Here is a 24502-nt window from a genome sequence, read left to right on the forward strand (position 1 = left end):
GGTCACCCGGGGAACAGCCCCGACCAGGCGTCGGCGAAGCCCGGGAACGTCTTGGACGTCGTCTCGACGTTCTCGACCAGGACACCCTCGACCCGCGAGCCCACCACGACGGCCGCGTGGGCCATCCGGTGGTCGGCGTAGGTCTTGAACTCACCGCCGTGCATCGGAGCCGGCGCGATCGACAGGCCGTCGTCGTGCTCGGTGACCGAGGCGCCGAGGCCACGCAGCTCGACGGCGAGGGCGGTGAGCCGGTCGGTCTCGTGGCCGCGGATGTGGGCCACGCCGCGCAGTCGCGAGGGCGAGTCGGCCACGGCGCAGAGCGCGGCGACGGCGGGGGTGAGCTCGCCGACGTCGTGCAGGTCGGCGTCGATGCCGCGGACCTCGCCGGTGCCGGTCACGGTGAGCCCCTCGTCGTCCAGCGCGACCTCGCCGCCCATCCGGGCCAGCAGGTCGCGCAGGGCGTCGCCGGCCTGGGTGGTGCCCGACGGCCAGCCGGGCACGCTCACCCGGCCGCCGCTGGTCAGCGCCAGCATCACGAAGGGCGCGGCGTTGGAGAGGTCGGGCTCGATGGTGACGTCGGCCGCGCGGACCGGCTGCGGGACGACGAGCCAGTGGTCCGGGCGGCTGTCGTCGACCTCGACGCCGTGCTCGCGCAGGCAGGCCACGGTCATGTCGATGTGGGGGAGCGAGGGCACGGGTGGTCCGTCGTGGACGACCTCCACGCCCCCGTCGTACGCCGCCCCGGCGAGCAGCAGCGCGGAGACGAACTGGCTCGACGCCGACGCGTCGATGACGACACGACCGCCGGCCACCGTGCCGCGACCGCGGACCTCGAAGGGCAGCGTGCCGCGGTCGCCGTCGTCGACCTCGACGCCGAGGCCGCGCAGGGCGTCCAGCACCGCCGACATCGGGCGGGTGCGGGCGTGGGGGTCACCGTCGAAGGAGACGGTGCCCTCGGCCAGGGCCGCGACCGGCGGCACGAACCGCATCACAGTGCCGGCCAGCCCGCAGTCGACCGCCCCGGCGCCGAGGCGGCCGGGGGTGACGGTCCAGTCGGCACCGGACGTGTCGACGGCCGCCCCCAGGGTGGTGAGGGCGGCCGCCATCAGCTCGGTGTCGCGCGAGCGCAGGGCACGGCGTACGACGGACGGGCCGTCGGAGAGCGCCGCGAGCACGAGCGCCCGGTTGGTCAGCGACTTCGACCCCGGCAGCGCGACGGTCGCGGAGACCGGCTGCCGCGCCGTCGGGGCGGGCCACAGCGACGCCTGGGACGCGGGGGACGGCTCGGGGGCGCTCACGCGCCGAGACTACGAGGCGACGGACTTCGCGGCGAGCTTGGCCTGCAGCCGGGTCTCGCGGGCGAGGTGCTTGGCCTCGCGACGCGCGGACTGGCCGGCCGACTGGGCGCGGTAGACGACGCCGGGCTGGCCGGCGGTGTCGACCGCCGCGAGCACGAGCCCGCCGAGGATCGAGAGGTTCTTGAAGAAGTGGAACATCTGCTCCTGCTTGGCCTCGGGGTCCGACTCCTCCCAGAAGGCGTGACCGGCGACCGTGGTGGGCGCCAGCGAGGCGGCGAGCACGGCCGAGGACAGCCGGGGGGCGCGGCCACGGGCCAGCGAGACGGCCGCGATCAGCTGGGCGGCGGCGTTGAGGCGGACCAGGGTCACCGGGTCCTTGGGCAGCGAGACCTGCGGGGCCGCCTGCTCCACGGCCGGCACGAGCTTGTCGATGACCGGCTTGGACTTCTCGGCCAGGGCGGGGGCGTTGCGCAGCCCGGCCACGGCACCGACCGCGAACGTCGAGGCGAGCATGGGACGGGCGAGCAGGCGGATGAGAGTCATGGGTAGGGGTTACCCCGTGAGCCCGTGCTCAACCCACCGGGCGGCGGCACGGCTGCGCGGCTACAGCCGCAGCTGCACCGCGTTGTTCGTCGTCACCGGGTCCCGCCAGCCGTCGGGCTCGCCGAGGACGACGTCGACGACGGTGCCCAGGTCGGCGGTGAGCTCGAGGTCGAACCCGGTCTGCGAGGGCGTGGCGGTGCAGCTCACGGCGGCGCCGCCGCCGGTGCACCCTGCTCCGAGCGGGCGCAGCGTGCCCGCGCTGGTGCGGACCGAGAGCGTCACCGACCGTCCTGCGGGCACCCCGCTGACGGTGACCGAGACCCGGGCCCGGCCCGCGGTCGTGGCGGCCAGGGTGGCGGTGACGGCCGTGTCGGACCGGCGTACGCCGCCCGCGTCCACCCCCTGGGTCGGCCGGGGGCGCGACGCGGCCGACCGCTGGCCCCCCGGCGAGGCCGGCGCACGGCCGTCGGCCCCGGCGCGCTCGGAGCCGCCCGAGCCGGCGTCGCTCCCGCCCGCCGGCCCGTCGGTCCCGGGCGCCCCGGTGGGGTCCGAGGGACCCGACGTGGCGGGCGCGGTGGTGGCCACCGCCGGCGTCGCCGACGGGTCCGGCTGCCGCGACGGGTCGGGGCGGGCGGTCGTGGGCTCGGTCGAGGTCGACGTCGGGGCCGGGCGCGGCGAGGCGACCTCCTGCGACGTGGCGGCCTCCGGAGGGCGGTCGCGCTGCTCGACGACGTAGGCCGTGCCGGTCGCGACGGCCAGCGCCGTGGCCCCCGCCGCGACGGTCACGCCGGCCGGCGCCGCGTGGGCGACGACCGCGTCGCGCACGCGCCCGACCAGCTGGGCGACGAGGTGGCCGCCCGGCAGCAGGCCGGCACCCGCCGCGGCCGCGCCTGCGGTGCCCACGCCCAGCCCCGAGAGGTACGCCGCGGCGGCACCGCCGAGGACGACGGGGCCCAGCAGGCCCGAGAGCGAGGAGTTGACCTCGCGCAGCTCGAGGTAGACCCCGGTGCACGGCAGGCAGACGTCGAGGTGGTCCTCCACCTTGCGGACGTCACGGCGGGCCAGCGCGCCGCGGACGAAGCCGCCGAGCCGCTCGCGCGCCGCGACGCAGTCGGCGGGCAGCTCGTCGGGGTCGCCGGTGTGGTGCATCGTCAGGAACGCCTGGCGCAGGCCCTCGCGGGCGCGGTAGGCCAGCGCGGAGACCGAGTTGGGGCTCAGGTCGAGCAGGGGCGCGATGTCGGCGGGCTTGTCGTTCTCGACCTCGAGGTGCCACAGCACCAGCTGCCAGCGCTCGGGCAGCGAGGCGAAGGCCCGGGCCGCGGCCCCGCCCTCGAACGCCGCGACGGCCGGGTCGACGAAGGGGACCCCGTCGTCGAGCTCGTCGAGGTCGTCGGTGGTGGTGACGCGGCGGGTACGCCGGATCCGGTCGACGTGCAGCCGCCGCACGGCGGTGAGCAGGTAGGCGCGGAACGCCTCGTCGGGCCCGCCGCCGCCCTGGAGCACGACGAGGGTCTTGGTGAACGCCTCCGAGACCAGGTCGTCGGCGTCCGGTCCCCGCACCAGCGCCCGGGCCAGCCGCTCCGCCGCCCCGACGTGGCGGGCGAACAGGGTGCCGAAGGCGTCGGTGTCACCACCGCGCACGCGGGCGATCAGCTCGGCGTCCGAGGACCCGTCTGCCGGGTCGGGGGACGCCTCGGTGGTGAGCTCGCCCGCGGCCATGGGCCCATTGTGCCCCGGATCTTCTCCCCGAACCCCGCGTCATGGTCGGTCCTCCGGGCCGTCCCCTCCCTGGACCGGCGAGAGCGCCGGGGTGGCGCCGGCCTGGGTTCGGCGCCGCACCGGCCGCGGCGTACGTGCGGACAAGGGTCCTGGGAGGGATGCCCGCGCGGACGCCGCCAGGCCGGTGGGAGGAAGGCCGGCGACCACTGGTGCCCAGGTGGTCGCCGGTCCCCGCCAGGGCCCGGCGGGGGACTAGGTTGGCGCGCATGTGCGGTCGCTACGCCTCGAGCCGTCAGCCCGAGGACCTCGTCGAGGAGTTCGAGGTCCGGCAGCCCGACCTGCCGCGCCTGGAGCCCGACTGGAACGTCGCCCCCACCAAGGAGGTGTACGCCGTGGTCGAGCGGCCGCCCTCCGGCGAGGGCCGCCCCGACGGCGACGACACCGCCCCCGAGCGGCAGCTGCGTGCGATGACGTGGGGCCTGGTGCCGTTCTGGGCCAAGGACCCGTCGATCGGCAGCCGGATGATCAACGCCCGGATGGAGACCGTCGCGGAGAAGCCGGCCTACCGCCGCGCCTTCGAGCGACGTCGGGCGCTGCTCCCCGCCGACGGCTACTACGAGTGGTACCCCACCTCCGCGCTGACCAAGGCCGGCAAGCCCCGCAAGCAGCCCTACTTCATCCGGCCCACCGACGGCGGGGTGCTGGCGATGGCGGGGCTCTACGAGATCTGGCGCGACCCCGAGCGCGCCGAGGACGACCCCGACCGCTTCCGGTGGACCTGCACGGTCATCACGACCGCGGCCGAGGACTCCCTCGGCCGCATCCACGACCGGATGCCGCTGATGCTCACCCCCGACCGCTACGACGCCTGGCTCGACCCGACCGCGCACGACCACGACGCCCTGCTCGACCTGCTCACCCCGGCCGCGCCCGGCCGGCTCGAGGCCTTCCCGGTCCCGACGCTGGTCTCCAACGTGCGCAACAACGGTCCCGAGCTGGTCGAGCCGCTGCCCCTGTCCGACCTGCCCGACGACGCCCCGGCGCCGACCGAGGGACAGGCCTGATGCCGGTCGAGCGGCTGGTGGCCACCCCGCGCGGCGACGCCCGTCTCGTCGTACGCCGCGCCAAGCGACCCGTCGCCGGTCTGGTCCTCACCCACGGCGCCGGCGGCGGGATCGACGCCCCCGACCTGGTCCGCCTGGCCCGGACCCTCCCGCAGCGCGACGTCTCGGTGACGCTGGTGGAGATGCCGTGGCGCGTGGCCGGCAAGAAGCTCGCCCCGCCGCCTCCGGTCATCGACGAGTGCTACACCGCCGTCCTGGACAACTTGCGCGCCCGCGTGCCGCTGGTGCTGGGCGGCCGCAGCGCGGGCGCCCGGTCGGCGTGCCGGCTCGCCCGTCGGGTCGGGGCCAGCGCCGTGCTCGCGCTCAGCTTCCCGCTGCACCCGCCCGGGAAGCCCGAGAGGTCGCGGCTGCCCGAGCTGCTCGGCGCCCGGGTGCGCTCGCTGGTGGTCCAGGGCGAGCGCGATCCGTTCGGCGCGCCGGCGGAGTTCCCCGACGACGTCGACCTCGTGGTCGTGCCGGACGGCGACCACGGCCTGAAGGTGCGGAAGTCGGCGCCGGTGAGCCAGGCCGAGGCGCTCGACCTGGTGCTCGAGCGGACCTTCGAGTGGATCGTGCGCGACGTGGTGGGGAATCGTTCGCGCTGACCTGCCGTTGTACCCCTCGACCGTCGTCCCACACCCGTCCGAGAGGGGAGTCGTCCGCGTGCTGTGCACCCTGGAGAGGCCCGACCTGGAGCGTTCCGTCGAGCCCACCGTCTTCCGCGCCGCCCCGGTAGGCTGGAACGCGATGAGCACCCCCGAGATCGACACCCCCGAGACCGACGCCGCGGCCGAGGTCGACGTCGCGACGGAGACCGAGGCCGCGCGCCAGCTCCGTTTCGAGCGCGACGCGCTGCCCTTCCTCGACCAGCTCTACTCCGCGGCGATGCGGATGACGCGCAACCCCGCCGACGCCGAGGACCTGGTCCAGGAGACCTTCGCCAAGGCCTACGGCAACTTCCACCAGTTCCGTCCCGGCACCAACCTCAAGGCCTGGCTCTACCGGATCCTGACCAACACCTTCATCAACACCTACCGCAAGAAGCAGCGGCAGCCGCAGCAGTCGATGGCCGAGGACGTCGAGGACTGGCAGCTCGCGCGCGCCGAGTCGCACTCCTCCTCGGGCCTGAAGTCCGCGGAGATGGAGGCGCTGGAGCACCTCCCCGACTCCGACGTGAAGACGGCGCTGCAGAACCTCCCCGAGGACTTCCGGCTCGCGGTCTACCTCGCCGACGTCGAGGGGTTCCCCTACAAGGAGATCGCCGAGATCATGGAGACGCCGATCGGCACCGTGATGTCGCGGCTGCACCGGGGCCGTCGCCAGCTGCGCCAGATGCTCACCGAGTACGTCCGCGAGAACGACCTGCTGCGCGCGGAGACCGTGGACGCCAAGGTCGGCGCCAGCACCCCGGAGGCGGCCCGATGAGCCGCGACGACCGCCGCCCCCAGGCGGCGACGACCTCCTCGCTGGAGGGCGTGGACGCCGCCGACTGCTCGGAGGTACTGGGCCGCGTCTTCTTCTTCCTCGACAACGAGCTCGACCAGGCCGACTGCGCGCAGATCGAGCACCACCTCGAGGAGTGCGGCCCCTGCCTGGCGCGCTACGACCTCGAGCGCACCGTCAAGACGCTGGTCGCGCGGTCGTGCAGCGAGCGGGCGCCCGAGACGCTGCGCCAGCGCGTGATGGTCTCGATCCGCGAGGTGCAGGTCGAGATCGTCCGGCGCGACCCGTCGTCCTGACGGACGCCTGATTCGCCTCGGACGGCCCCGCCTGCGAGGATGTACGCCGCTCCCGCTCCGCACCGCGGGGGCCGACCCACCACAGGAGGACCTCATGGGCAAGACCGGCCGCAAGCGCCGCGCTCGCAAGAAGAAGGGCGCCAACCACGGCAAGCGTCCCAACGCCTGAGCGACCCGCTCTCGCGATGACGCCGTCGTCGTTCGCAACGAGCCCCGGACCCGTCGGTCCGGGGCTCTTGTGCGTCCTCTGGGAGGATGGGGGCATGACCGGCCTCGACCCAGCTCTCGACCTCGGGACCGTCCTCCTCCAGGGCCACGACATGATCGGCGAGAGCATCGCGGTCCACGACCGCCGGTGGGGCATGAGCGAGGCCACCGCCTGGCGGCTGGACCAGCAGGCGGCCCGCGTCGAGTGGGACCTCGCCGACGGCCGCACCGCCTGGGCCCCCGCCCAGGTGCTGGGCTCGTACAACGCCGCGGCCGGCACCTTCGTGTGGGCCTGGGACAACCCGACCCTGCTCGACGAGGTCAGCGAGACCGCCTGGCGGGTCCGCGACTACGGCGTGGCCCACGAGGTCTTCGCCCTCACCACCTCGCCGCTGCGGCTCGACCTCGACCAGCTGCGCGACCTCGTCGCCCTGGCCTTCCGGGTCGGCGGCTGCACCGGTCTGTTCCACCCCACCCGCGAGCACCTCACGACTTACGTCGTCTTCGGCCGCGTGACCATCGAGCCGGCCGCGGGGGCCGAGGCCGAGGCCGAGCAGTTCGAGGTGCAGCTGCCGTGAGGCTCGACCCCGCCGCTGCCCGCGACCTCGCCGGCACGCTCGAGCGCACCGTGGGGGAGGACGACACAGCCGTGGCCGTCGGCTCCGGCAGCCTCCCCGTCCTCGGCACGCCCGTGCTGCTGGCGTGGGCCGAGGCGGCCACCTGCGCGGCCCTGGAGCCCGCCCTGGACGCCGGCGAGACCAGCGTCGGCACCCGGGTCGCCCTGGAGCACCAGGCGCCCTCGGTGGTCGGGGCGGTCGTCGAGGTGAGCGCCACCGTCGTCCACGTCGACGGCCGGCTGGTCCGGTTCTCCGTCGCCGCGCGTCAGCAGGGCCGGCTGGTCGGCTCCGGCGAGGTCACCCGGGTCGTCGTCGGTGCCGAGCGGTTCATGGAGCGGCTCGGCTGAGGTCGAGCTCGTAGACCAGCAGCCCCACCCCGGGCACGGGCGACCAGTCCCGCGCGGGAGCCCGCACGAAGCCGAACCGCTCGTAGAGGCGGTGCGCCACGGCCATCTCCGGGAGCGTCGAGAGCGCCACGCCGCGGGCGCCGCGGGCGCGCCAGCCGTCCAGCACGTGCTCCACCAGCGCGCGGCCCACGCCGCGTCCGCCGGCCGCGGGGTCGACGGCCAGCATCCGGAACTCGCCCTCGTCCTCGTCCGCGACCTCGCGCCACGGCGACCCGGGCGGGCAGTCGGTGACCGAGCCGAGCACGCGCTCGCCCTCGGCCGCCACCCACAGGTCGGCCTCGCGGGCCCGGCCGGCGGCGTCGCGGAGCCGGTCGAGGTAGGGGTCGTCGGGCCCGAGCACGTGGTCGGCGTACGCCGCGGCCGTGGCCTCGGCCACCGCCGGCAGGTCGCGCGCGACGGCGAGCCGGACCTGCACGGCTAGATGCCGAAGGTGGCGCGCGGGTAGGCCGCCTGCACGTCGGTGATCACGTTGACCAGGTAGGGCACGTCGGCCGCGAACGCGCGGTCGAGCGCCGGGCCGATCTGGCGGGGGTCGGTCACGGTCTCGCCGGCACCGCCCAGCGCCTTCACCACGTCGTCGTAGCGGGTCTGCGGGGCCAGGTCGGCCGCCACGTCGTAGCCGTAGAGCATCTGCATCGGGCCCTTCTCCAGGCCCCAGGCGGAGTTGTTGCCGCAGACCATCACCACGGGCAGGTCGTGGCGGACCAGCGTGTCGACGTCCATCAGCGACATGCCCGCCGCGCCGTCGCCGTAGAGCAGCACGACCTGGGCCGAGGGCCGCACCAGCCGGGCGGCCATCGCCGAGCCCAGCCCGGCGCCGAGGCAGCCGTAGGGGCCGGGGTCCAGCCAGCCGCCGGGTCGCTGCGGCTCGACGTACTTCCCGGCGAAGGAGACGAAGTCGCCGCCGTCGCCGACCACCACCGCGTCGTCGGCCAGGCGGGGGACCAGCTCGCCGTAGATGCGGGCGGGGTGGATCGGGTCGGCCTCGGCCGAGAGCAGGGCGGCGTCGCGCTCGGCGGCCGCCTTGACGGTGTCCTGGAGCTCGGTGACCCAGCCCGACCAGTCGGGCCGGCGCGAGAGCGCGGCGACGCCGTCGCGGACGCCGTCGAGCACGAGGGTCAGGTCGCCCGCGGCGGAGGCGGCGAGCTCGGCGTGGGCGCTGAGCTGGCCGGGGGAGTCGGCGAGGTGGACGACGCGGGCCGGGGTGGCGCCCTCCTTCCCGCCGAACACGCCGTAGCCGAGCCGGAAGTCGAGCGGCGTGCCGACCACGACGACGAGGTCGGCGCCGTTGAAGGCCGCGCTGCGGGCCTTGGTCACGAGCAGCGGGTGGCCACCGGGCACCAGGCCGCGGCCCATGCCGTTGGTGATCGTGGGGAGTCCGGCCTCGGTCACGAGGCGGAGCGCGGCGTCCTCGGCGCCGTCGGCCCACACGTCCGTGCCGAGCACCAGCACCGGCCGCCGGGCCTCGCCCAGCAGCGTCGCCACCCGCCGGACCGCGTCGCCGTCGGGCTCCTGGCGGTGCCGCGCGCCCACGGTGGGGCGCTGCGTGGAGGTGGTGTCGAAGAAGGCGTCCATCGGCACGTCGACGAAGACCGGGCCACGGTGGGAGGACCCGGCGACGGTGAACGCCTCGTCCATCCCCGCGGCGACCTCGCCGGCCTCGTGGATGGTGCGGGCCAGCTTGGACACGGGCGCCAGGATCGGCGGCTGGTCGAGCTCCTGGAGCGAGCCGCTGCCCCAGCGGTTGGCGGGGGCGCGGCCCCCGACGACGACCAGCGGCGAGCCGCTGAACTGCGCCTGGGCGATCGCGCTGACCCCGTTGGTGACACCCGGTCCGGCGGTCAGCACGGCCAGGCCGGGGGTGCGGGTGAGCTTGCCGGTCGCCTCCGCGGCGAAGGCGGCCGTCTGCTCGTGGCGCACGTCGACGATCCGCATCGGCGGGTCGGCGGTCACCGCGCCGTCGTACATCGGGAAGACGTGGGCGCCGGAGAGCGTGAACATCGTCTGCACGCCGTGGGCGCGGGCCACCGCGACCGCGTGCTGCCCGGAGTGGGCCTCGACGGGCCCCGACCCGGCGCTGCCCCCGGTGGTGTCGGTGTCGCTGACGGCGGGGGTCTGGTCCGGGGCCTGGGTCATGCGGGCGACAGTAGCGGCTGTCCCTACCCTGGTCAGGTGCCCTCGCTCCAGGCCCTCGCGCGTGACCGGACGGCCCTCGGCGCCGACGACGTCGCCTGGCTCTCGCTGCTCGTCGCGGACTGGCAGATCATCGCCGACCTCTCCTTCGCCGACCTCGTGCTGTGGCTGCCTGCGGCCGACGGCAGCGGCTACTGGGCGGGGGCCCAGATGCGGCCCACGACCGGCCCCACGGCGTACGTCGACGACCTGGTGGGCAGCTTCCTGCCCGTCGGCCGGCGCCCGCTGGTCGACGAGGCGCTGCGCGACGGCCGGATCGCCCGGGAGGGCGACCCCGAGTGGCGCGACGACGTGCCGGTGCGGGTCGAGGCCATCCCGGTGCGCCGCGAGGGCCGGCTGATCGCCGTGGTGGGTCGCCACACCAACCTCCAGGGCGTGCGTACGCCGAGCCGGCTGGAGCTGTCCTACCTGCAGACCGCCAGCGAGCTGTCGCAGATGATCGCCCAGGGCAGCTTCCCCTTCCCCGGCGACCGCTCCGACCACGCCGACACCCCCCGCGTGGGCGACGGCTTCGTCCGGGTCGACGCCGAGGGTGCGGTCACCTATGCCAGCCCCAACGCGCTCTCGGTCTACCGCCGGCTCGGGCTGACCGGCGACCTGGCGGGCCTGCCGCTGGCCGGCGTCACCCGCGAGCTCGTGCCCCCGGCGATGCGGCCCGACGAGGAGACGATCAGCGCCGTCCTCGGGGGCCTGAGCCCCCGCGACACCGAGATCGGCAACGGCCAGGCGACCGTCATCGTGCGGGCGCTGCCGCTGCTGCCGGGCGGGGTGCGCACCGGCGCGCTGGTGCTGCTGCGCGACGTCACCGAGCTGCGCCGCCGCGACCGCGAGCTGGTCACCAAGGACGCGACGATCCGCGAGATCCACCACCGGGTGAAGAACAACCTGCAGACCGTCGCCGCGCTGCTGCGTCTCCAGGCACGGCGGATCCGGGTGCCGGAGGGCCGGGTGGCCCTGGAGGAGGCCGTACGCCGCGTCGGCGCGATCGCCGTGGTCCACGAGACCCTGAGCCAGGCCTTCGACGAGTCCGTCGACTTCGACGACGTGACCGACCGGCTCACCCGGCTGGTCACCGACGTCGGCACCTCGGGCGGCGCGGTGACGGCGCGCCGGGTGGGGTCCTTCGGCTCGATCGGCTCCGACGCCGCCACCCCGCTCGCGATGGTGTTCACCGAGCTGCTGCAGAACGCCGTCGAGCACGCCTTCGCCTCCCGCGACGGCAGCGGTCAGCGCGGCACCGTCGAGGTGCGCTGTTCCCGGGACGGGGACGCGCTGGAGATGGTGGTCGAGGACGACGGGATCGGGCTGCCCGACGGCTTCGCGCTGGAGTCCTCGGCCAGCCTGGGGCTCTCGATCGTCAGCACGCTGGTCGCGGAGGTCGGCGGCACCATCGAGCTGGGTCGCCGCAGCGACGGGCCGGGCACCCGGGTCGTCGTGCGCGTGCCGTCGGTGGTGCCGCCCGCGGGGCGGTGAGCCCGGGAGGTGGGTCTGCTCAGGCGGTGCGGACCCGGCTGCGGGCGTTGCGACGCTTCAGCGCGCGACGCTCGTCCTCGCTGAGACCACCCCACACGCCGTGGTCCTGCCCCGCCTCGAGCGCCCACGCGAGGCACTGCTCACGCACGTCGCAGCGTCGGCACACCTGCTTGGCCTCCTCGATCTGCATGATCGCGGGACCCGTGTTGCCGATGGGGAAGAACAGTTCCGGGTCCTCGTCGAGGCATGCGGAACGGTGACGCCAATCCATGGGTGAGGAAGTCCTCCGGGTACGTGTGGAACGAAGTCCACGCTTGTGTCCCGGCCAACAGTAGATGGGGAGGTCGGGGGAGCGCGCCGATCAGGTCGTGAAAAAACGCACGAGCTCGATCGTTGCAACTTCGTTGCCCGAGCACAACCCCGCCCGACGGTCAGGTGGGTCACAAGCGGGGACGGAATAGGCTCGCCGGGTGAGCCCAGCCCCCGGTCGCGACGCCGACGAGCCCGATCCGACCACGCGTTCGCCGTACTCCGTCCACGGCACGCCGGCCCCCCTGGCCGCGGCAGCGGGCCTCACGTTCGTGCAGGCGCTGCTCGTGATCCTGTTCGGCGTCGCCGAGCTGGTCAGCGTCGACCGGGAGCGCCTGGTCCTCGGCATCACGACCACGCTGTTCTTCATCCTCTTCGGCGGCACGCTCGCCCTGTGCGCCTGGGGCCTGAACGCCATCCGCCCCTGGGCGCGCGGCCCCGTGCTGCTCGCCCAGCTGGTCTGGCTCGGCCTGGCGTGGAGCTTCCGCGGCTACTGGCCCGTCGCCGTCCTGCTCGTGGTCTCCGCCGCCGTCGTCCTCGCCGGCCTGCTCCACCCCCGCTCCATCGACGCCCTGGAGTCCGCCCGCGGCCAGTGAGCCCGAGCGGGGGACCGAGGGGCAGCGAGGGGGCCGACTCGGTCAGCCGACCTCGCGCATCTCGGTGCGCAGGTGGTCGAGGGTGCGGGAGAGCAGCCGGGAGACGTGCATCTGCGAGACCCCGATCTCGGCGGCGATCTGCGACTGGGTCATGCCGCGGAAGAAGCGCAGCAGCAGGATCCGGCGCTCCCGGGCGGGGAGGGTCTCGATGAGCGGCTTGATGGACTCGCGGATCTCGACGTGGGCGAGCCCCTCGTCGTCCTCGCCGAGGGTGTCGAGCATCGAGCCGGGGGAGTCCTCGGCGTCGTCGCCGGCGTCGAGGGACAGCGTGGAGTAGGCGTTCGCGGACTCCAGCCCCTCGAGCACCTCCTCGACCTCCACGCCCAGGCGGGCCGCGAGCTCGGCGGCGGTAGCGGAGCGGCCGAGCTCCTGGGACAGGTCGGCCGAGGCCCTGCCGATCGCCATCCGCAGCTCCTGCAGCCGCCGCGGCACCCGGATCGCCCAACCCTTGTCGCGGAAGTGGCGCTTGATCTCGCCCAGGATCGTGGGGGTGGCGTAGGTCGAGAACTCCACCCCGCGCTCGTCGTCGAACCGGTCGACGGCCTTGATCAAGCCGATGGTGCCGACCTGCATCAGGTCGTCGAACGGCTCGCCCCGGTTGAGGAAGCGACGGGCGCAGTGCTCGACCAGCGGCAGGTGCAGCCGCACGAGGTCGTCACGGTGGGCCCTCCGCTCCGGGCTGCCGGCGGGCATCGCGTGCAGCTCGGCGAAGAGCTCGTGGCTGCGTGACTTGGTCTCGGCGGGGGTCAGCTGCGGACCGTGGACGCGCCAGGGCGTGCTCGGCGTGCCCGTCACGCCGCTCACGGATCAGGCCGCGATGCTGGAGCGGACGGTGAAGGTCAGCCAGAGCCGGTCGCCGTCGCGGCGGGTGCGCACGTCGCTGGTCAGCGCGGTCAGCACCTGCCAGCCGAAGGAGTCGGAGTCGGGCTCGGAGCGGTCCCGCGCGTCGGCGCTGATGGAGACCTCGATCGACCCGTCGCTGAGGTCGTACGACGCGTGCAGGTCGCCGCCCGGGGTGGCGTCCTCCAGGACGAGCGCGCACGCCTCGCCCACCGCCATCCGCAGGTCTTCGATGTCGTCGAGGGTGAAGTCGAGCCGGGCGGCCAGGCCGGCCGTGGTCATGCGCAGCACGGCGACGAAGGCGCTCTCCGCCGGCAGGCGGAGCTCGACGTCGGGTCTGGTGCTCACAGGGGTCCTCCGAGGGGGTCTGGGTTCACAGTAGACGCACGCGCGGGTCGGCGAGGGAACCGGGGAAGACTCGACCCCCGAGTCGTCGGACTCGGGGGTCGAGGTGAGCGATCAGAGGGAGCCTGATCGAGCGCAGGCCTTCCGCACGTCAACGCCTCGCAAGCTCGGCGTTTCCTCCAGACGAGAAGGCCTTCACTGCGTTCAGGCCTTCTTCGTCTCCCAGAAGATCTCGGCGATCTCGTCGATCTTGGCGAGCAGCTGGTCGGCCACGCCCTCGTCGAGCTCACCCTTGGTGCCGCTGGCGCCGGCGAGCTTGGTCGCCTCGTTCACCAGCTGGTGCAGCTGGGGGTACTTCTCGAAGTGCGGGGGCTTGAAGTAGTCGGTCCACAGCACCCACAGGTGGTGCTTGACCAGCTCGGAGCGCTGCTCCTTGATCAGGATCGCGCGGGTGCGGAAGTCGGGGTCGTCGTTGTCGGCGACCTTGGCGATGACCGCCTTGATCGACTCGGCCTCGATGCGGGCCTGGGCGGGGTCGTAGACGCCGCACGGGAGGTCGCAGTGCGCGGAGACCTCGACGGTGGGGGCGAAGAGCTTGGTGAACATGCAGTGTTCCTCTCACGTGGGACCTGTGGGCCGGTCGCGTGACGCCTCGCCGGCCGTGGCTTGCGACACTACTCCGGGCGGCGTACGTCGGCCCTGGAGGTACCCGAGGGGGTCGCAGTTGAATCACCGCACGCCCCGACCGTGGGGGATGGCGCTGGTGCGCGGCCGCTCGATGGAGCCGACGCTGCACGACGGCGACCGCCTCCTGGTGCGGTACGCCGTGGCACCGCGGCCCGGCGACGTGGCGGTGGTGCGCTTCGCCGACGGGGTGGTCGCGGTGAAGCGGCTCGACCACCACGGCGCCGACGGCTGGTGGGTGGCCCGCGACAACCCGGGCGAGGGGCGCGACTCCTGGTCGGCCGGCGCGGTCACCGACGCCGACGTGCTCGCCCGCGTGGTGGTGCGGCTGTGGCCCCGGCCGGGGCGGCTCCCGGGAGCGCCCGACGGGTGAGGCCCGGGTCACACGGCGTTGGGTGGCCGAGCAGGCTGTGTGAGACTGAGCCCGGGTCACCCCCCACCGTGCGCGGATCCGCGGCCCTACACCGGCCGACGTCGAACCGCCCCCGTCCCGCTTCTTCGTCTTCTCGACCTGCCCAAGGACGGCCCCAACTCATGGTTGCACCGGAGCTCATGCCAGACCTCGACCCCCAGAACCAGACCCAGCGGACCCAGCCCCACGCGGGTGACCCCGTCTTCGACCTCCACGTCGGCGGCAAGATGGAGATCTCCTCGCGCGTCGCCCTCTCCGGCCCCGACGAGCTGTCGATGGCCTACACCCCGGGCGTGGCGCGGGTCTGCCAGGCGATCGCCGAGGACGCCTCGCTCGCCGACGAGTACACGTGGGTCCCCAACACCGTGGCCGTGGTGACCGACGGCACCGCCGTGCTCGGGCTCGGCGACATCGGCCCCCGCGCCGCGATGCCGGTGATGGAGGGCAAGGCCGTGCTGTTCAAGCAGTTCGGCGGGGTCGACGCCGTGCCGATCTGCCTCGACACCGTCGACGTCGACGAGATCGTCGAGACCGTGGTGCGGCTGGCGCCCAGCTTCGGCGGCATCAACCTCGAGGACATCTCGGCGCCGCGCTGCTTCGAGATCGAGGAGCGGCTCAAGCAGCGCCTGGACATCCCCGTCTTCCACGACGACCAGCACGGCACGGCCGTCGTGGTGCTGGCGGCGCTGGAGAACGCGCTGCGCCTGACCGGCCGGCTGATGGAGACCACCCGCGTCGTCGTCTCCGGTGCGGGTGCGGCCGGCGTGGCGGTCACCAAGATCCTGCTCGCCGCGGGCATCACCGACGTGGTCGTCACCGACCGCACCGGCGTGCTGCACAGCGGTCGGGAGGGTCTCAACGACTCCAAGGCCGCCCTGGCCCAGCTCACCGCCGACCGCACCGGTCGCACCGGCAGCTTCGCCGAGGCGCTCGACGGGGCCGACGTGTTCATCGGGCTCTCCGGCGGCACCGTCGCCGAGGAGCTGGTCGCGACCATGGCCGACGACGCGATCGTCTTCGGCCTGGCCAACCCGACCCCCGAGGTGCACCCCGACGTGGCCCACCGCCACGCCCGCGTGGTGGCGACGGGTCGCTCGGACTTCCCCAACCAGATCAACAACGTGCTGGCCTTCCCGGGCATCTTCCGGGGCGCCTTCGACGCCCGCGCGACCGCCATCACCGAGGGCATGAAGCTCGCGGCGGCCGACGCCCTGGCGGCGCTGGTGGCCGACGAGGCGCGCGAGGACCTGATCATCCCCTCGCCCTTCGACCCGCGGGTGGGTCCGGCCGTGGCGGCCGCCGTGGCGGCCGCGGCCCGCAACGACGGCGTGGCCCGCCGGTAGCGGCGTCGGTAGGGTCGGTCGCATGTTCGCCGTCTACGCCGAGTCCTTCTCCTCCGACGACCCGCTGTCCGGCCTGGTGGTCGGCGAGCGGCCCGACCCCGAGGTCCCCGACGGGTGGACCACGGTCACCGTCAAGGCCGCCTCGCTCAACCACCACGACCTGTGGTCGCTGCGCGGTGTCGGGCTGCGCGAGGAGGCGCTGCCGATGATCCTCGGCTGCGACGCCGCGGGCATCGACGAGGACGGCAACGAGGTCGTCGTCCACGCGGTGATCAGCGACCCGTCCTGGCAGGGCGACGAGACGCTCGACCCCAAGCGGTCGTTGCTGAGCGAGAAGCACCAGGGCACGCTGGCCGACCGGGTCGCGGTACCCCGACGCAACGTGGTGCCCAAGCCCGCGTCGCTCTCCTTCGAGGAGGCCGCGTGCCTGCCGACCGCGTGGCTCACGGCCTACCGGATGCTCTTCACCCAGGGCGGGCTCAAGGCGGGCGACACCGTGCTGGTGCAGGGCGCCGGGGGCGGCGTGGCGACCGCGGCCATCACGCTGGCCCGCGCCGCGGGCCTGAAGGTGCTGGCCACCAGCCGTGACGAGGGCAAGCGTGCCCGGGCACTGGAGATCGGCGCCCACGAGGTCTTCGAGTCCGGCGCCCGCCTTCCCGTCAAGGTCGACGGCGTCATCGAGACCGTCGGCCGCGCCACCTGGTCGCACTCGATCCGGTCGCTGCGACCGGGCGGCGTGCTCGTCGTGTCGGGCACCACGTCGGGCCCGAAGCTCGACGACGCCGAGCTGACCCGCATCTTCTTCCTCCAGCTGCGCGTCGTCGGCTCCACGATGGGCACCCGCACCGAGCTGACCAGCCTGGTCAACCTGCTCGACGCGAGCGGCGCCCGGCCGCTGGTCGACCGGACCCTGCCGATGGAGCAGGCCCGCGACGGCTTCGCCGCCATGGCGCAGGGCGACCTGTTCGGCAAGATCGTCTTCACCCGGTGAGGGCGGCCGAGGACCGGCGTACCCACCTGGTGACGGGCGCCGGCTCCGGCATCGGCGCGTGCGTCGCCCGGGCATTGCTCGACCGCGGCGACGACCTGCTGCTGGTCGCGCGCGACGAGGCCCGGGCCCGCGAGCTCGAGCAGGAGTACGCCGGGGCGCGCACCCTGGTCGCCGACCTGGCCGACATCGCCTCCATCGCGCCGCTGGACCTCACCGGACCGCTCGACTCGGTGGTGCACGCCGCCGGGGTGGTCGCCCTGGGCGCGGTCGGCGAGCTGTCCGCCGGCGACTGGCGCTCCCAGCTCGACGTCAACCTGCTGGCCCCGGCCGAGCTGACCCGGATCGCGCTGCCCTCGTTGCGGGCCGCCCGTGGCACGGTGGTGCTCGTCAACTCCGGCGCCGGCCTGCGCGCCAACCCCGGTTGGGCGGCGTACGCCGCGTCGAAGTTCGGGCTGCGCGCCCTGGCCGACGCGCTGCGCCAGGAGGAGGCCGAGCACGGCGTGCGCGTCACCACCGTCCACCCCGGCCGCACCGCCACGCCGATGCAGGAGCAGGTCCACGCCCACGAGGGCAGGGAGTACGACGCGCAGGAGTGGATCGACCCGGCCACCGTGGCCGCCACCGTGCTGCACGTCCTGGACCTGCCGCGCGACGCGACCATCCCCGACCTGACGCTGAGCCCGGGCCCACGGGCCTGACCCCGACCGATGAGTCGGGCCCACGGCGCCGGTCATATCCGGTTGCCGGCCCCCGACGACGCGGGGGAGGCTGAACCGCCCCCGACGCCCCCGAGCCCGAGCGAGGCACCCATGCGCGCCGACGACCACCTCACGACCGGCCCGACCGGCCCGACCGGTCCGACCGGTCCCGTCGAGACCGACACGGCCGTGCTGCGCTGGCTGGTGGCGGCGACCTTCGTGGTGATCCTCAACGAGACCGTGATGATCAACGCCATCCCGCGGCTGATGACCGACCTCGACGTCGACGCCGTGGCCGCGCAGTGGCTCTCGACCGCCTTCATGCTCACCATGGCGGTCGTCATCCCCGCCACCGGCTGGTTCCTCCAGCGGGTCACCACGCGGCAGGCCTTCGGGTCGGCGATGGGGACCTTCTGCGCCGGCACCCTGCTGGCGGCGCTCGCACCCGGCTTCGCGGTGCTGCTCGTGGCCCGCGTGGTGCAGGCGGCGGGCACGGCGGTGATGCTGCCGCTGCTGATGACGACGCTGATGGCCGTCGTCGCCGAGCACGACCGCGGCCGCGTCATGGGCAACGTGACCCTGGCGATGTCGGTCGCCCCCGCGATGGGCCCGGCGGTCTCCGGCGTGGTGCTCCAGCAGCTGTCGTGGCGCTGGATCTTCCTGCTGGTGCTCCCGGTGGCCGCGACGATCGGCGTGCTCGGGCTCCGGCGGCTCGTCGACGTCGGCGAGCAGGTGGCCGGGCGGCTCGACGTGCCCAGCGTGGTCGTGGCCGCCCTCGGGTTCGGAGGCCTGGTCTACGGGCTGAGCGAGGTCGGGGCCACGGGCGAGCGCACCCCGGCGTACGTCGCGCTGCTGGTCGGCGTCGTCGGCGTGGCCGGCTTCGTGGCGCGCCAGCGTCGCCTGCAGCGCGAGGAGCGGCCGCTGCTCGACCTGCGGACCCTCGGCGTGCGGACCTACCGGCTGGCGCTGGTCGCGATGTCGCTGGGCTTCATGGCCATGCTCGGCGCGATGATCCTGCTGCCGCTGCACCTGCAGGAGCAGCGGGGGCTCTCGCCGCTCGCCACCGGGCTGCTGGTGATGCCCGGCGGCGTGCTGATGGGCCTGCTGGGCCCGTCGGTGGGTCGCGTCCACGACCGGCTCGGCGCCCGCGTGCTGGTCGTCCCGGGTGCGGTCGCGCTGACCGGCGCGATGGCGGCGCTGGCGGTGCTCGTCGAGGTCGGGCCCACGTGGAGCCTGGTGGTCGCGCACGTCGTGCTCATGGTCGGCCTGGCGGCGATGTTCACCCCGCTGTTCACCGTCGGCCTGGGTGCGCTCCCGATGCGGCTGCACTCCCACGGCAGCTCGCTCCTCGGGACGCTGCAGCAGGTGGCCGGGGCCATGGGCACCGCGCTCGCGGTGATGGTGATGACCACCCGGGCCGCGCAGCTGGTGGCCGAGGGCACCGCCCCGGAGGCGGCGGCGGTGGCCGGTCTGCGGTGGGCCTTCGCGGCCTCGGCGGTGCTCTGCCTGGTCGTGGTGGGCGTGGTGGCGATGCTGCCGGCCCGCGCCGAGGCGCCCGAGCCGCAGCTGGAGCCCGTCGGGACCTAGCCCCGCTCGGCCGGCTCGACCGGCTCGACCCGGTCGGTCGGGGCGCGCTCGTCGGAGCGCCAGCGCAGCGCCCCGACGAGCACCATCCGCAGCTGCGTGCGGGCCTGCTCGACGATCGCCTGCTCGCCGTCGTGTCGCGCCGAGAGGATCGCCTCGGTGGTGCCCACGGCCAGGGTGACGATCATGTTGGACAGCACGGCGAGGTCCTCGGTGGACCAGTAGGCCGGATCGGTCAGCCGGGCCAGGTCGGTGGCCAGCTCGCGCTCGACCAGCTCGATCTGGTGGCGGATGGCGGCGCGTACGGCGGGCGGCCCGGCGCTGCGCTCCCGGGCGATGAAGGCGAAGTGGGAGTGGCGGGACCGGACGTGCTCCTCCAGCACCGTGATGGAGGAGTCGATGATGTCGCCGTAGTCGGGGTCGGTGCGGCGCACGTCGCGCAGCATGGCGCGCAGCGACACGAAGGAGTCCTCCACCAGCGCCAGCCCGAGGTCCTCGATCGAGGCGAAGTGGCGGTAGAACGCGGTCGGCACGATGCCGACCTCCTTGGCCACCTGCCGCAGCGACAGGGCGACGAGGCTGCTGTCCTCGCACAGGGCCAGCGTGGCGTCCATGATCGCCTGCCGCGTCCGCTCCTTGCGCTCCCCGCGGGTCTCGGGCCGGTCGGCCGCGCGCGACCCAGCGCGGGCGACGGCGACGGCGGGGCGGTCCATGGGCGCAGAGACTACCCGCGGGCGTTGTGAGCCTGGTCGCTCTCCCCGCCTGGCGGCGGGTCGGACGGGGCCTGCGTGGTCGGCGTCACCCGGCGATCTGCTTGACCTGGCCGCCCACTCCCGGGAACGTTGAGTGCACAGACGTTCACTGAGTTCGGACGTCGTCCACCGACCGAGGGAGAACAGACCATGACGCCGCTCGTCCAGCGTGTCCTGAGCTCCAAGCTGCTCGGCGCGCTCACCTCGCCCCACGGGGTCGACCGCTACCTGGAGCAGATCAACCCGATGTGGGCCGCCACCGAGGTGCGCGCCCAGGTCGTCGAGGTGGTCCGCGAGACCTCCGGGGAGCACCCCGTCGCCACGGTCCGCCTCCAGCCCACGACCACCTGGCGCGGCCACCGCGCGGGGCAGTACGTTCAGGTCGGCGTCGAGGTGCCCGGTGCCCGGCGTACGACGCGGTGCTTCTCCATCTCCTCGGCCGAGTCCGGCCCGGGCGAGGAGTTCACGATCACCGTCCGCGCCCATGCCGAGGGCCTGGTCAGCAAGTTCCTCGTCCACGACGCGGAGCCCGGCCTGACGGTGCACCTCAGCCAGGCCGAGGGCGCCTTCACCCTCTCGGAGAGCCCGGCGACGCCGACCAACAACCGGCTCCTCTACATCACCGGCGGCTCGGGCATCACGCCCGCGATGTCGCACCTGCGGACCCTGCTGCGCGACGGGTACGACGGCCGCGCCAACCGCAAGGTGACCTTCGTGCACTACGCCCGGAGCCCGCAGGACCAGATCTTCGCCGAGGAGCTGCAGCGCATCGCCTGGGCCGACAACGACGTCTCGGTGCACCTGCGCTACGGCGACGACGTCTTCACCGAGGCGGCGCTGGGCCGGCTCGTCCCCGACTTCCGGGCCACCGACACCTGGGCCTGCGGCCCGGCGCCGATGATGGACCTGGTCCGCGAGGCCTACGGCGACTCGCCGCGCCTGCGCACGGAGTTCTTCAAGCTCTCCACCCGCCCGGCGGGCACGGAGTCGGCCGAGGGCGACGTCACCTTCGCCCGCGACGGCTCGACCGCCGCCAACACCGGCGAGTCGCTGCTCGAGCAGGCCGAGGCCCGCGGGCTGACGCCGGAGTTCGGCTGCCGCATGGGCATCTGCTTCTCCTGCGTCTCGCGCAAGACCGAGGGCACCGTCCGCAACGTCCTGACCGGCGAGGAGTCCTCGCTGCCCGACGAGGAGGTCCGCATCTGCGTCTCCGCCCCCGTCGGCGACTGCGTCGTCGACCTCTAGACCCCACCGACCCCGTTCCGACCACCACGAGAGGGACCACCATGACCACCGACACCCACACCCGCATGAGCGACGAGCAGCTGGAGAAGTTCGGCGAGGAGATGGACGCGATCCGCCAGCGCGTCATCGCCGACCTCGGCGAGGCCGACGCGAGCTACATCCGGGGCATCGTCAAGAAGCAGCGTCAGCTCGAGGTCGCCGGCCGCGCGCTGATGTACCTCCCGCCGGCCTGGCCGCTCGCCGTGGCCTCGCTCAGCGTCTCCAAGATCCTGGACAACATGGAGATCGGCCACAACGTCATGCACGGCCAGTACGACTGGATGGGCGACCCCGGCCTGAACTCGCGGATGTACGAGTGGGACAACGTCTGCCCCAGCTCGCAGTGGAAGTACTCCCACAACTACATCCACCACACCTTCACCAACGTCCTCGGCAAGGACCGCGACATCGGCTACGGCATCCTGCGCATGGACGAGGACCAGAAGTGGCACCCCTACTACCTGGGCAACCCGGTCTACGCGTTCCTGCTCATGGTGTTCTTCGAGTGGGGCGTGGCGATGCACGACCTCGAGGTGGAGAACCTCGTCGCGGGCAAGCGCTCGATCTCCGAGAACAAGGCGCTCCACGCCGGGATCATGAAGAAGGTCAAGAAGCAGGCCCTCAAGGACTACCTGCTCTTCCCCGCGCTGACCGGGCCGCTGTTCCCGCTGACGCTCGCCGGCAACGCCACCGCCAACCTGGTGCGCAACGTCTGGGCCTTCAACATCATCTTCTGCGGCCACTTCCCGGCCGGCGTCGCGACCTTCTCCGAGGAGGAGTGCGAGGACGAGAGCCGCGGCCACTGGTACTACCGCCAGCTGCTGGGCTCGGCCAACATCTCGGGCAGCAAGCTGCTGCACCTGATGAGCGGCAACCTCTCGCACCAGATCGAGCACCACCTGTTCCCGGACATCCCGGCGCGGCGCTACCCCGAGATCGCCGAGGAGGTCCGCGAGATCTGCGAGCGCTACGGCATCGCCTACAACACCGGGCCGCTGCACCGCCAGCTCGGCAGCGTGGCCAAGAAGATCTGCAAGATGGCGCTGCCCACCCGCCGCAGCAGGGCCACCGACCCCGGCACGGTCGTCGACCACAAGCTGGCGGCCTGAGCGGTCCGGTAGGCCATGATGGGGGGTCCCGGGAGACACCCGGACCCGAGGTGGGACCGACGCCGACGGAGGTGCGCAGGTGAGCGACGAGCTGAGCAAGGGCGAGATCCGCAAGGACGCCATCCAGGACGGCGTGACGGCCGCGGCCGCGACCGTCGGTGCGGTCACCACCATCCTCACCAACGCCGTCGGTGACGTGGCCCGGGCGCTGGGCGGTTTCGCCACCGAGGTCTTCGAGATCCGCGACTCGACCCGGCGCGCGCTCCAGGACCAGGAGCTCGCCCACGGCGGCCCTGCGGGGACCGACGCGCTGCCCGACGGCGAGCGCCCGGCGATCCGTGCGGTCCAGACCCCGCCGGACCGGCCTGCCTAGCCTCCGGTGCGGCCGAACTCCATCGCGAAGTCGGTCGCCCGCAGCGTCACGAGGGGCCGCTCGCCTGCCAACCAGGCGAGCGGCCCCTCGTCGTACGCCGTCCAGCGGGCGTGGCTGCGTCCCAGCCGAGCCGTCCCGCGCACCGGCGTCACGGCCACGCTGCCGTCGTCGCGCGCCTGGCGGGTGCGGAACGCGAACGGGACCCGCGGCGTGCGGGGGCCGGTGTCGGTGACCTCGACGCTCGCCCACGTCGCCGCCTCGTCGCCGACCTCCCAGGAGGCGTGCCGGTCGCCCCGGCCCCGCGTCGTACGCCGGAACGAGGCCAGCTCCTTGGGGATCGCCCACAGGTCGCGGCCGCCCGCGCGCGAGGCGGGGGAGTCGACCCAGATGTCGGTGATGCCGACGTCGGCGCCCCGCGGCCGCGCGCACAGCAGCTCGCGGTAGACCAGCGGGCTGGGGTCCTCGTAGGAGACCAGCGCGACGCCGTGGAGTCCTGCGGGGCGGTCGGGGTGCAGCGGGTCCGCGCCGCGTCGTACGCGGAACAGCGAGAGCCACAGCTGGCCGTGCAGGCGCCAGGGGGAGGGCGGGTAGGAGGTGGGGTCGGTCACCGGGTCAGCCTGCCGCACGCACCGGGCCGGGGGCCGCGAAGGTGCGGCGGTACTCCGCGGGGGAGACCCCGACCTGGGCCCCGAAGTGGTGGCGCAGCAGGGCGGCCGAGCCGAAGCCGGCCCGCGAGGCCACCGCCTCGACCGGGAGGTCGGTCGCCTCGAGCAGCGAGCGGGCGTGGTGCAGCCGCTGGCCGAGCAGCCACCTCGCCGGGGTGGTGCCCGTCTCGGCGACGAAGCGTCGTGCGAAGGTGCGCTCCGACATCGCCGCGCGTCGCGCCAGCGTGCGGACCGGCAGGTCCTCGGCCAGGTGCTCGCGCATCCAGGTGAGCAGCGGCGACAGGCTCTCGGCCCGGCAGTCCGGCACCGGCAGGTCGATGAACTGCCGCTGCCCGCCGTCGCGCTGCGGGGGCACCACCATCCGGCGTGCGATCCGGTTGGCGACGCCCGCCCCGAGCTCGCAGCGCACGTGGTGCAGGCACGCGTCGATGCCGGCGGCCGTGCCCGCGCTGGTGATGACGCGGTCGTCCTCGACGAAGAGCACGTCGGGGTCGACCACGGTGGCGGGGAAGCGTGCGGCCAGCTCGGCCGCGTGCCGCCAGTGGGTGGTGGAGCGGCGCCCGTCGAGCAGGCCGGCGTGCCCCAGCAGGAACGACCCCGAGCACACCGACAGCACCCACGCCCCGCGGGCGTGCGCGGCGCGGAACACCTCGAGCACCGCGTCGCTGGGCGGCTCGTGGCCGTCGTACGCCGGCGCCACCACCAGGTCGGCGTCGGCCGCGGCCTCGAGACCGTGCTCGAAGGTCATCGTGATGCCGTGGCTGGTGGGCAGCGGCACGCCGGGCGCCTCGGTGCAGGCGACGAAGTCGATCGGCGGCACCCCGTCGTCGGTCCGGTCGACCCCGAACACCTCGTGCACCACCCCGAGCTCGAACAGGGCGGGGCGGGGCGGGACGACGACGGCGACGCGGGACAGGGTCACCCGGTCAGTGTGGCAAGAAGTCGATCGACCAGGCAATCACTGCCAGGTCGGTCGGCTCAGTCGTCGTCGGGGTCGTCGAGACGCGCCAGCCAGGTGGCCAGCCGCTCGACGGGGGTCTCGAACTCGGGGTTGAGGTCGACGAACTCCTGCAGCCGCTCTCCCAGCCAGGCCAGGGTGACCTCCTCGTCACCCCGTCGTCGCTGCAGCTCCTCGATCCCGCGGTCGGTGAAGTACAC

The 24502-nt window shown here is 74.0% G+C and carries 30 protein-coding genes; 17 read left to right on the forward strand and 13 right to left on the reverse strand.

Features of this window, described 5'->3' with window-relative positions:
* Positions 1-2: 2 nt before the first annotated feature.
* Genes aroA through ASG49_RS02700 form a run of 3 tightly spaced genes read right to left on the reverse strand, consistent with a single transcriptional unit; the run spans position 3 to position 3560 of the window.
* Positions 3-1298, reverse strand: coding sequence for a 3-phosphoshikimate 1-carboxyvinyltransferase (gene aroA / locus ASG49_RS02690; protein ID WP_056536743.1), 1296 nt, complete (start codon positions 1296-1298; stop codon positions 3-5).
* 9 nt (positions 1299-1307) lie between these two features.
* The gene (locus ASG49_RS02695) at positions 1308-1841 is read right to left on the reverse strand and encodes a DoxX family membrane protein (protein ID WP_056536746.1); all 534 of its coding nucleotides are present in this window, start codon (positions 1839-1841) and stop codon (positions 1308-1310) included.
* Positions 1842-1901: 60 nt separating this feature from the next.
* Positions 1902-3560, reverse strand: coding sequence for a sigma-70 family RNA polymerase sigma factor (locus ASG49_RS02700; protein WP_056536749.1), 1659 nt, complete (start codon positions 3558-3560; stop codon positions 1902-1904).
* A 266-nt stretch (positions 3561-3826) separates the two neighbouring features.
* Here ASG49_RS02700 and ASG49_RS02705 point away from each other — a divergent pair, with 266 nt between their 5' ends.
* From ASG49_RS02705 to ASG49_RS02730, 7 genes are all read left to right on the forward strand, one after another.
* Entirely contained in the window at positions 3827-4624 is a 798-nt protein-coding gene (locus tag ASG49_RS02705) for an SOS response-associated peptidase (RefSeq protein ID WP_056536752.1), read from the forward strand.
* Positions 4624-5268 (forward strand): alpha/beta family hydrolase, encoded by a 645-nt coding sequence (locus ASG49_RS02710; protein ID WP_056536755.1) that lies wholly within the window; start codon positions 4624-4626, stop codon positions 5266-5268. Before ASG49_RS02705 ends, ASG49_RS02710 begins: the two co-directional genes overlap by 1 nt.
* Before the next feature lie 142 nt (positions 5269-5410).
* Positions 5411-6088 carry a sigma-70 family RNA polymerase sigma factor gene (locus tag ASG49_RS02715; RefSeq protein WP_056539644.1) on the forward strand — a complete coding sequence of 226 codons (678 nt, stop codon included), beginning with the start codon at positions 5411-5413 and terminating at the stop codon, positions 6086-6088.
* Positions 6085-6402: a mycothiol system anti-sigma-R factor gene (gene rsrA, locus ASG49_RS02720; RefSeq protein WP_082533727.1), complete on the forward strand. Its 318-nt coding sequence runs from the start codon at positions 6085-6087 to the stop codon at positions 6400-6402. The genes ASG49_RS02715 and rsrA overlap by 4 nt, the downstream gene beginning before the upstream one ends.
* A gap of 94 nt (positions 6403-6496) precedes the next feature.
* Complete coding sequence (locus ASG49_RS19545) at positions 6497-6571, forward strand: 50S ribosomal protein bL37 (RefSeq protein ID WP_369759046.1); 75 nt, start codon at positions 6497-6499, stop codon at positions 6569-6571.
* Positions 6572-6665: 94 nt separating this feature from the next.
* On the forward strand, positions 6666-7187 hold the full coding sequence (locus tag ASG49_RS02725; protein ID WP_056536758.1) for a DUF6882 domain-containing protein: 522 nt from the start codon (positions 6666-6668) through the stop codon (positions 7185-7187).
* A complete protein-coding gene (locus ASG49_RS02730) occupies positions 7184-7573 on the forward strand; it encodes a thioesterase family protein (protein WP_056536761.1) in 390 nt (129 codons plus the stop codon). Before ASG49_RS02725 ends, ASG49_RS02730 begins: the two co-directional genes overlap by 4 nt.
* Here the strand turns inward: ASG49_RS02730 and ASG49_RS02735 are convergent.
* Together ASG49_RS02735 and ASG49_RS02740 are read right to left on the reverse strand one after the other, a co-directional pair.
* Positions 7554-8048: a GNAT family N-acetyltransferase gene (locus ASG49_RS02735; RefSeq protein WP_056536764.1), complete on the reverse strand. Its 495-nt coding sequence runs from the start codon at positions 8046-8048 to the stop codon at positions 7554-7556. The genes ASG49_RS02730 and ASG49_RS02735 overlap by 20 nt on opposite strands.
* Positions 8049-8050: 2 nt before the next feature.
* Positions 8051-9769 (reverse strand): acetolactate synthase, encoded by a 1719-nt coding sequence (locus ASG49_RS02740; RefSeq protein ID WP_082533728.1) that lies wholly within the window; start codon positions 9767-9769, stop codon positions 8051-8053.
* Between the two features lie 36 nt (positions 9770-9805).
* On the opposite strand from ASG49_RS02740, the gene ASG49_RS02745 reads away from it, so the two are divergent.
* The gene (locus ASG49_RS02745) at positions 9806-11299 is read left to right on the forward strand and encodes a sensor histidine kinase (protein WP_056536767.1); all 1494 of its coding nucleotides are present in this window, start codon (positions 9806-9808) and stop codon (positions 11297-11299) included.
* A 19-nt stretch (positions 11300-11318) separates the two neighbouring features.
* On the opposite strand, the gene ASG49_RS02750 is transcribed toward ASG49_RS02745, so the two are convergent.
* The gene (locus tag ASG49_RS02750) at positions 11319-11570 is read right to left on the reverse strand and encodes a WhiB family transcriptional regulator (protein ID WP_056536770.1); all 252 of its coding nucleotides are present in this window, start codon (positions 11568-11570) and stop codon (positions 11319-11321) included.
* A gap of 199 nt (positions 11571-11769) precedes the next feature.
* Between ASG49_RS02750 and ASG49_RS02755 the strand changes: the two genes are divergently transcribed.
* A complete protein-coding gene (locus tag ASG49_RS02755; RefSeq protein WP_056536772.1) occupies positions 11770-12204 on the forward strand; it encodes a hypothetical protein in 435 nt (144 codons plus the stop codon).
* Between the two features lie 42 nt (positions 12205-12246).
* Here ASG49_RS02755 and ASG49_RS02760 read toward each other — a convergent pair whose 3' ends face one another.
* From ASG49_RS02760 to sodN, 3 genes are all read right to left on the reverse strand, one after another.
* Positions 12247-13068, reverse strand: coding sequence for an RNA polymerase sigma factor SigF (locus ASG49_RS02760; RefSeq protein ID WP_304437948.1), 822 nt, complete (start codon positions 13066-13068; stop codon positions 12247-12249).
* Positions 13069-13071: 3 nt separating this feature from the next.
* Positions 13072-13386: an anti-sigma factor gene (locus ASG49_RS02765; protein WP_156384221.1), complete on the reverse strand. Its 315-nt coding sequence runs from the start codon at positions 13384-13386 to the stop codon at positions 13072-13074.
* A gap of 267 nt (positions 13387-13653) precedes the next feature.
* A complete protein-coding gene (gene sodN / locus ASG49_RS02770; RefSeq protein WP_056536778.1) occupies positions 13654-14055 on the reverse strand; it encodes a superoxide dismutase, Ni in 402 nt (133 codons plus the stop codon).
* A gap of 118 nt (positions 14056-14173) precedes the next feature.
* Here sodN and ASG49_RS02775 point away from each other — a divergent pair, with 118 nt between their 5' ends.
* The 5 genes from ASG49_RS02775 to ASG49_RS02795 all read left to right on the forward strand — a co-directional run bounded on the left by ASG49_RS02775 (position 14174) and on the right by ASG49_RS02795 (position 19164).
* On the forward strand, positions 14174-14506 hold the full coding sequence (locus ASG49_RS02775) for a S24 family peptidase (protein WP_235561877.1): 333 nt from the start codon (positions 14174-14176) through the stop codon (positions 14504-14506).
* A gap of 179 nt (positions 14507-14685) precedes the next feature.
* On the forward strand, positions 14686-15888 hold the full coding sequence (locus tag ASG49_RS02780) for an NADP-dependent malic enzyme (RefSeq protein ID WP_156384151.1): 1203 nt from the start codon (positions 14686-14688) through the stop codon (positions 15886-15888).
* 22 nt (positions 15889-15910) lie between these two features.
* The gene (locus ASG49_RS02785) at positions 15911-16879 is read left to right on the forward strand and encodes a zinc-binding dehydrogenase (protein ID WP_056536786.1); all 969 of its coding nucleotides are present in this window, start codon (positions 15911-15913) and stop codon (positions 16877-16879) included.
* Positions 16876-17577: an SDR family oxidoreductase gene (locus tag ASG49_RS02790; RefSeq protein WP_082533729.1), complete on the forward strand. Its 702-nt coding sequence runs from the start codon at positions 16876-16878 to the stop codon at positions 17575-17577. The genes ASG49_RS02785 and ASG49_RS02790 overlap by 4 nt, the downstream gene beginning before the upstream one ends.
* A 111-nt stretch (positions 17578-17688) precedes the next feature.
* Entirely contained in the window at positions 17689-19164 is a 1476-nt protein-coding gene (locus ASG49_RS02795; protein WP_082533730.1) for a DHA2 family efflux MFS transporter permease subunit, read from the forward strand.
* On the opposite strand, the gene ASG49_RS02800 is transcribed toward ASG49_RS02795, so the two are convergent.
* Complete coding sequence (locus ASG49_RS02800; protein WP_056536789.1) at positions 19161-19874, reverse strand: TetR family transcriptional regulator; 714 nt, start codon at positions 19872-19874, stop codon at positions 19161-19163. The two genes, ASG49_RS02795 and ASG49_RS02800, sit on opposite strands and share 4 nt — an antisense overlap.
* Before the next feature lie 189 nt (positions 19875-20063).
* On the opposite strand from ASG49_RS02800, the gene ASG49_RS02805 reads away from it, so the two are divergent.
* The 3 genes from ASG49_RS02805 (at position 20064) to ASG49_RS02815 (ending at position 22679) form a co-directional block, all read left to right on the forward strand.
* A complete protein-coding gene (locus tag ASG49_RS02805) occupies positions 20064-21158 on the forward strand; it encodes a ferredoxin reductase (protein WP_056536792.1) in 1095 nt (364 codons plus the stop codon).
* Positions 21159-21199: 41 nt separating this feature from the next.
* The gene (locus ASG49_RS02810; protein WP_056536795.1) at positions 21200-22306 is read left to right on the forward strand and encodes an acyl-CoA desaturase; all 1107 of its coding nucleotides are present in this window, start codon (positions 21200-21202) and stop codon (positions 22304-22306) included.
* Between the two features lie 79 nt (positions 22307-22385).
* Positions 22386-22679 carry a hypothetical protein gene (locus ASG49_RS02815; RefSeq protein ID WP_235561878.1) on the forward strand — a complete coding sequence of 98 codons (294 nt, stop codon included), beginning with the start codon at positions 22386-22388 and terminating at the stop codon, positions 22677-22679.
* Here ASG49_RS02815 and ASG49_RS02820 read toward each other — a convergent pair.
* From ASG49_RS02820 to ASG49_RS02830, 3 genes are read right to left on the reverse strand one after another with little or no spacing between them, the layout of a single operon-like run.
* Entirely contained in the window at positions 22676-23287 is a 612-nt protein-coding gene (locus tag ASG49_RS02820) for an acetoacetate decarboxylase family protein (protein ID WP_082533897.1), read from the reverse strand. The two genes, ASG49_RS02815 and ASG49_RS02820, sit on opposite strands and share 4 nt — an antisense overlap.
* Positions 23288-23291: 4 nt before the next feature.
* Positions 23292-24266 carry a helix-turn-helix domain-containing protein gene (locus ASG49_RS02825; protein WP_235561879.1) on the reverse strand — a complete coding sequence of 325 codons (975 nt, stop codon included), beginning with the start codon at positions 24264-24266 and terminating at the stop codon, positions 23292-23294.
* A 56-nt stretch (positions 24267-24322) separates the two neighbouring features.
* Positions 24323-24502, reverse strand: a complete 180-nt coding sequence (locus tag ASG49_RS02830; protein WP_056536801.1) for a DUF6104 family protein — start codon at positions 24500-24502, stop codon at positions 24323-24325.

The organism is Marmoricola sp. Leaf446 (assembly GCF_001424755.1).
Lineage (GTDB): Bacteria > Actinomycetota > Actinomycetes > Propionibacteriales > Nocardioidaceae > Marmoricola.

Bases quoted from the DNA above. Each gene is read 5' to 3' on its own strand.
- ASG49_RS02800 (WP_056536789.1), bottom strand. From the start codon at position 19,874: ATGGACCGCCCCGCCGTCGCCGTCGCCCGCGCTGGGTCGCGCGCGGCC.
- ASG49_RS02740 (WP_082533728.1), bottom strand. From the start codon at position 9,769: ATGACCCAGGCCCCGGACCAGACCCCCGCCGTCAGCGACACCGACACC.
- ASG49_RS02805 (WP_056536792.1), top strand. From the start codon at position 20,064: ATGACGCCGCTCGTCCAGCGTGTCCTGAGCTCCAAGCTGCTCGGCGCG.
- ASG49_RS02705 (WP_056536752.1), top strand. From the start codon at position 3,827: ATGTGCGGTCGCTACGCCTCGAGCCGTCAGCCCGAGGACCTCGTCGAG.
- ASG49_RS02695 (WP_056536746.1), bottom strand. From the start codon at position 1,841: ATGACTCTCATCCGCCTGCTCGCCCGTCCCATGCTCGCCTCGACGTTC.
- ASG49_RS02700 (WP_056536749.1), bottom strand. From the start codon at position 3,560: ATGGCCGCGGGCGAGCTCACCACCGAGGCGTCCCCCGACCCGGCAGAC.
- ASG49_RS02795 (WP_082533730.1), top strand. From the start codon at position 17,689: ATGCGCGCCGACGACCACCTCACGACCGGCCCGACCGGCCCGACCGGT.
- ASG49_RS02715 (WP_056539644.1), top strand. From the start codon at position 5,411: ATGAGCACCCCCGAGATCGACACCCCCGAGACCGACGCCGCGGCCGAG.
- ASG49_RS02725 (WP_056536758.1), top strand. From the start codon at position 6,666: ATGACCGGCCTCGACCCAGCTCTCGACCTCGGGACCGTCCTCCTCCAG.
- ASG49_RS02750 (WP_056536770.1), bottom strand. From the start codon at position 11,570: ATGGATTGGCGTCACCGTTCCGCATGCCTCGACGAGGACCCGGAACTG.
- ASG49_RS02765 (WP_156384221.1), bottom strand. From the start codon at position 13,386: ATGACCACGGCCGGCCTGGCCGCCCGGCTCGACTTCACCCTCGACGAC.
- ASG49_RS02780 (WP_156384151.1), top strand. From the start codon at position 14,686: ATGCCAGACCTCGACCCCCAGAACCAGACCCAGCGGACCCAGCCCCAC.
- ASG49_RS02810 (WP_056536795.1), top strand. From the start codon at position 21,200: ATGACCACCGACACCCACACCCGCATGAGCGACGAGCAGCTGGAGAAG.
- rsrA (WP_082533727.1), top strand. From the start codon at position 6,085: ATGAGCCGCGACGACCGCCGCCCCCAGGCGGCGACGACCTCCTCGCTG.
- ASG49_RS02710 (WP_056536755.1), top strand. From the start codon at position 4,624: ATGCCGGTCGAGCGGCTGGTGGCCACCCCGCGCGGCGACGCCCGTCTC.
- ASG49_RS02785 (WP_056536786.1), top strand. From the start codon at position 15,911: ATGTTCGCCGTCTACGCCGAGTCCTTCTCCTCCGACGACCCGCTGTCC.
- sodN (WP_056536778.1), bottom strand. From the start codon at position 14,055: ATGTTCACCAAGCTCTTCGCCCCCACCGTCGAGGTCTCCGCGCACTGC.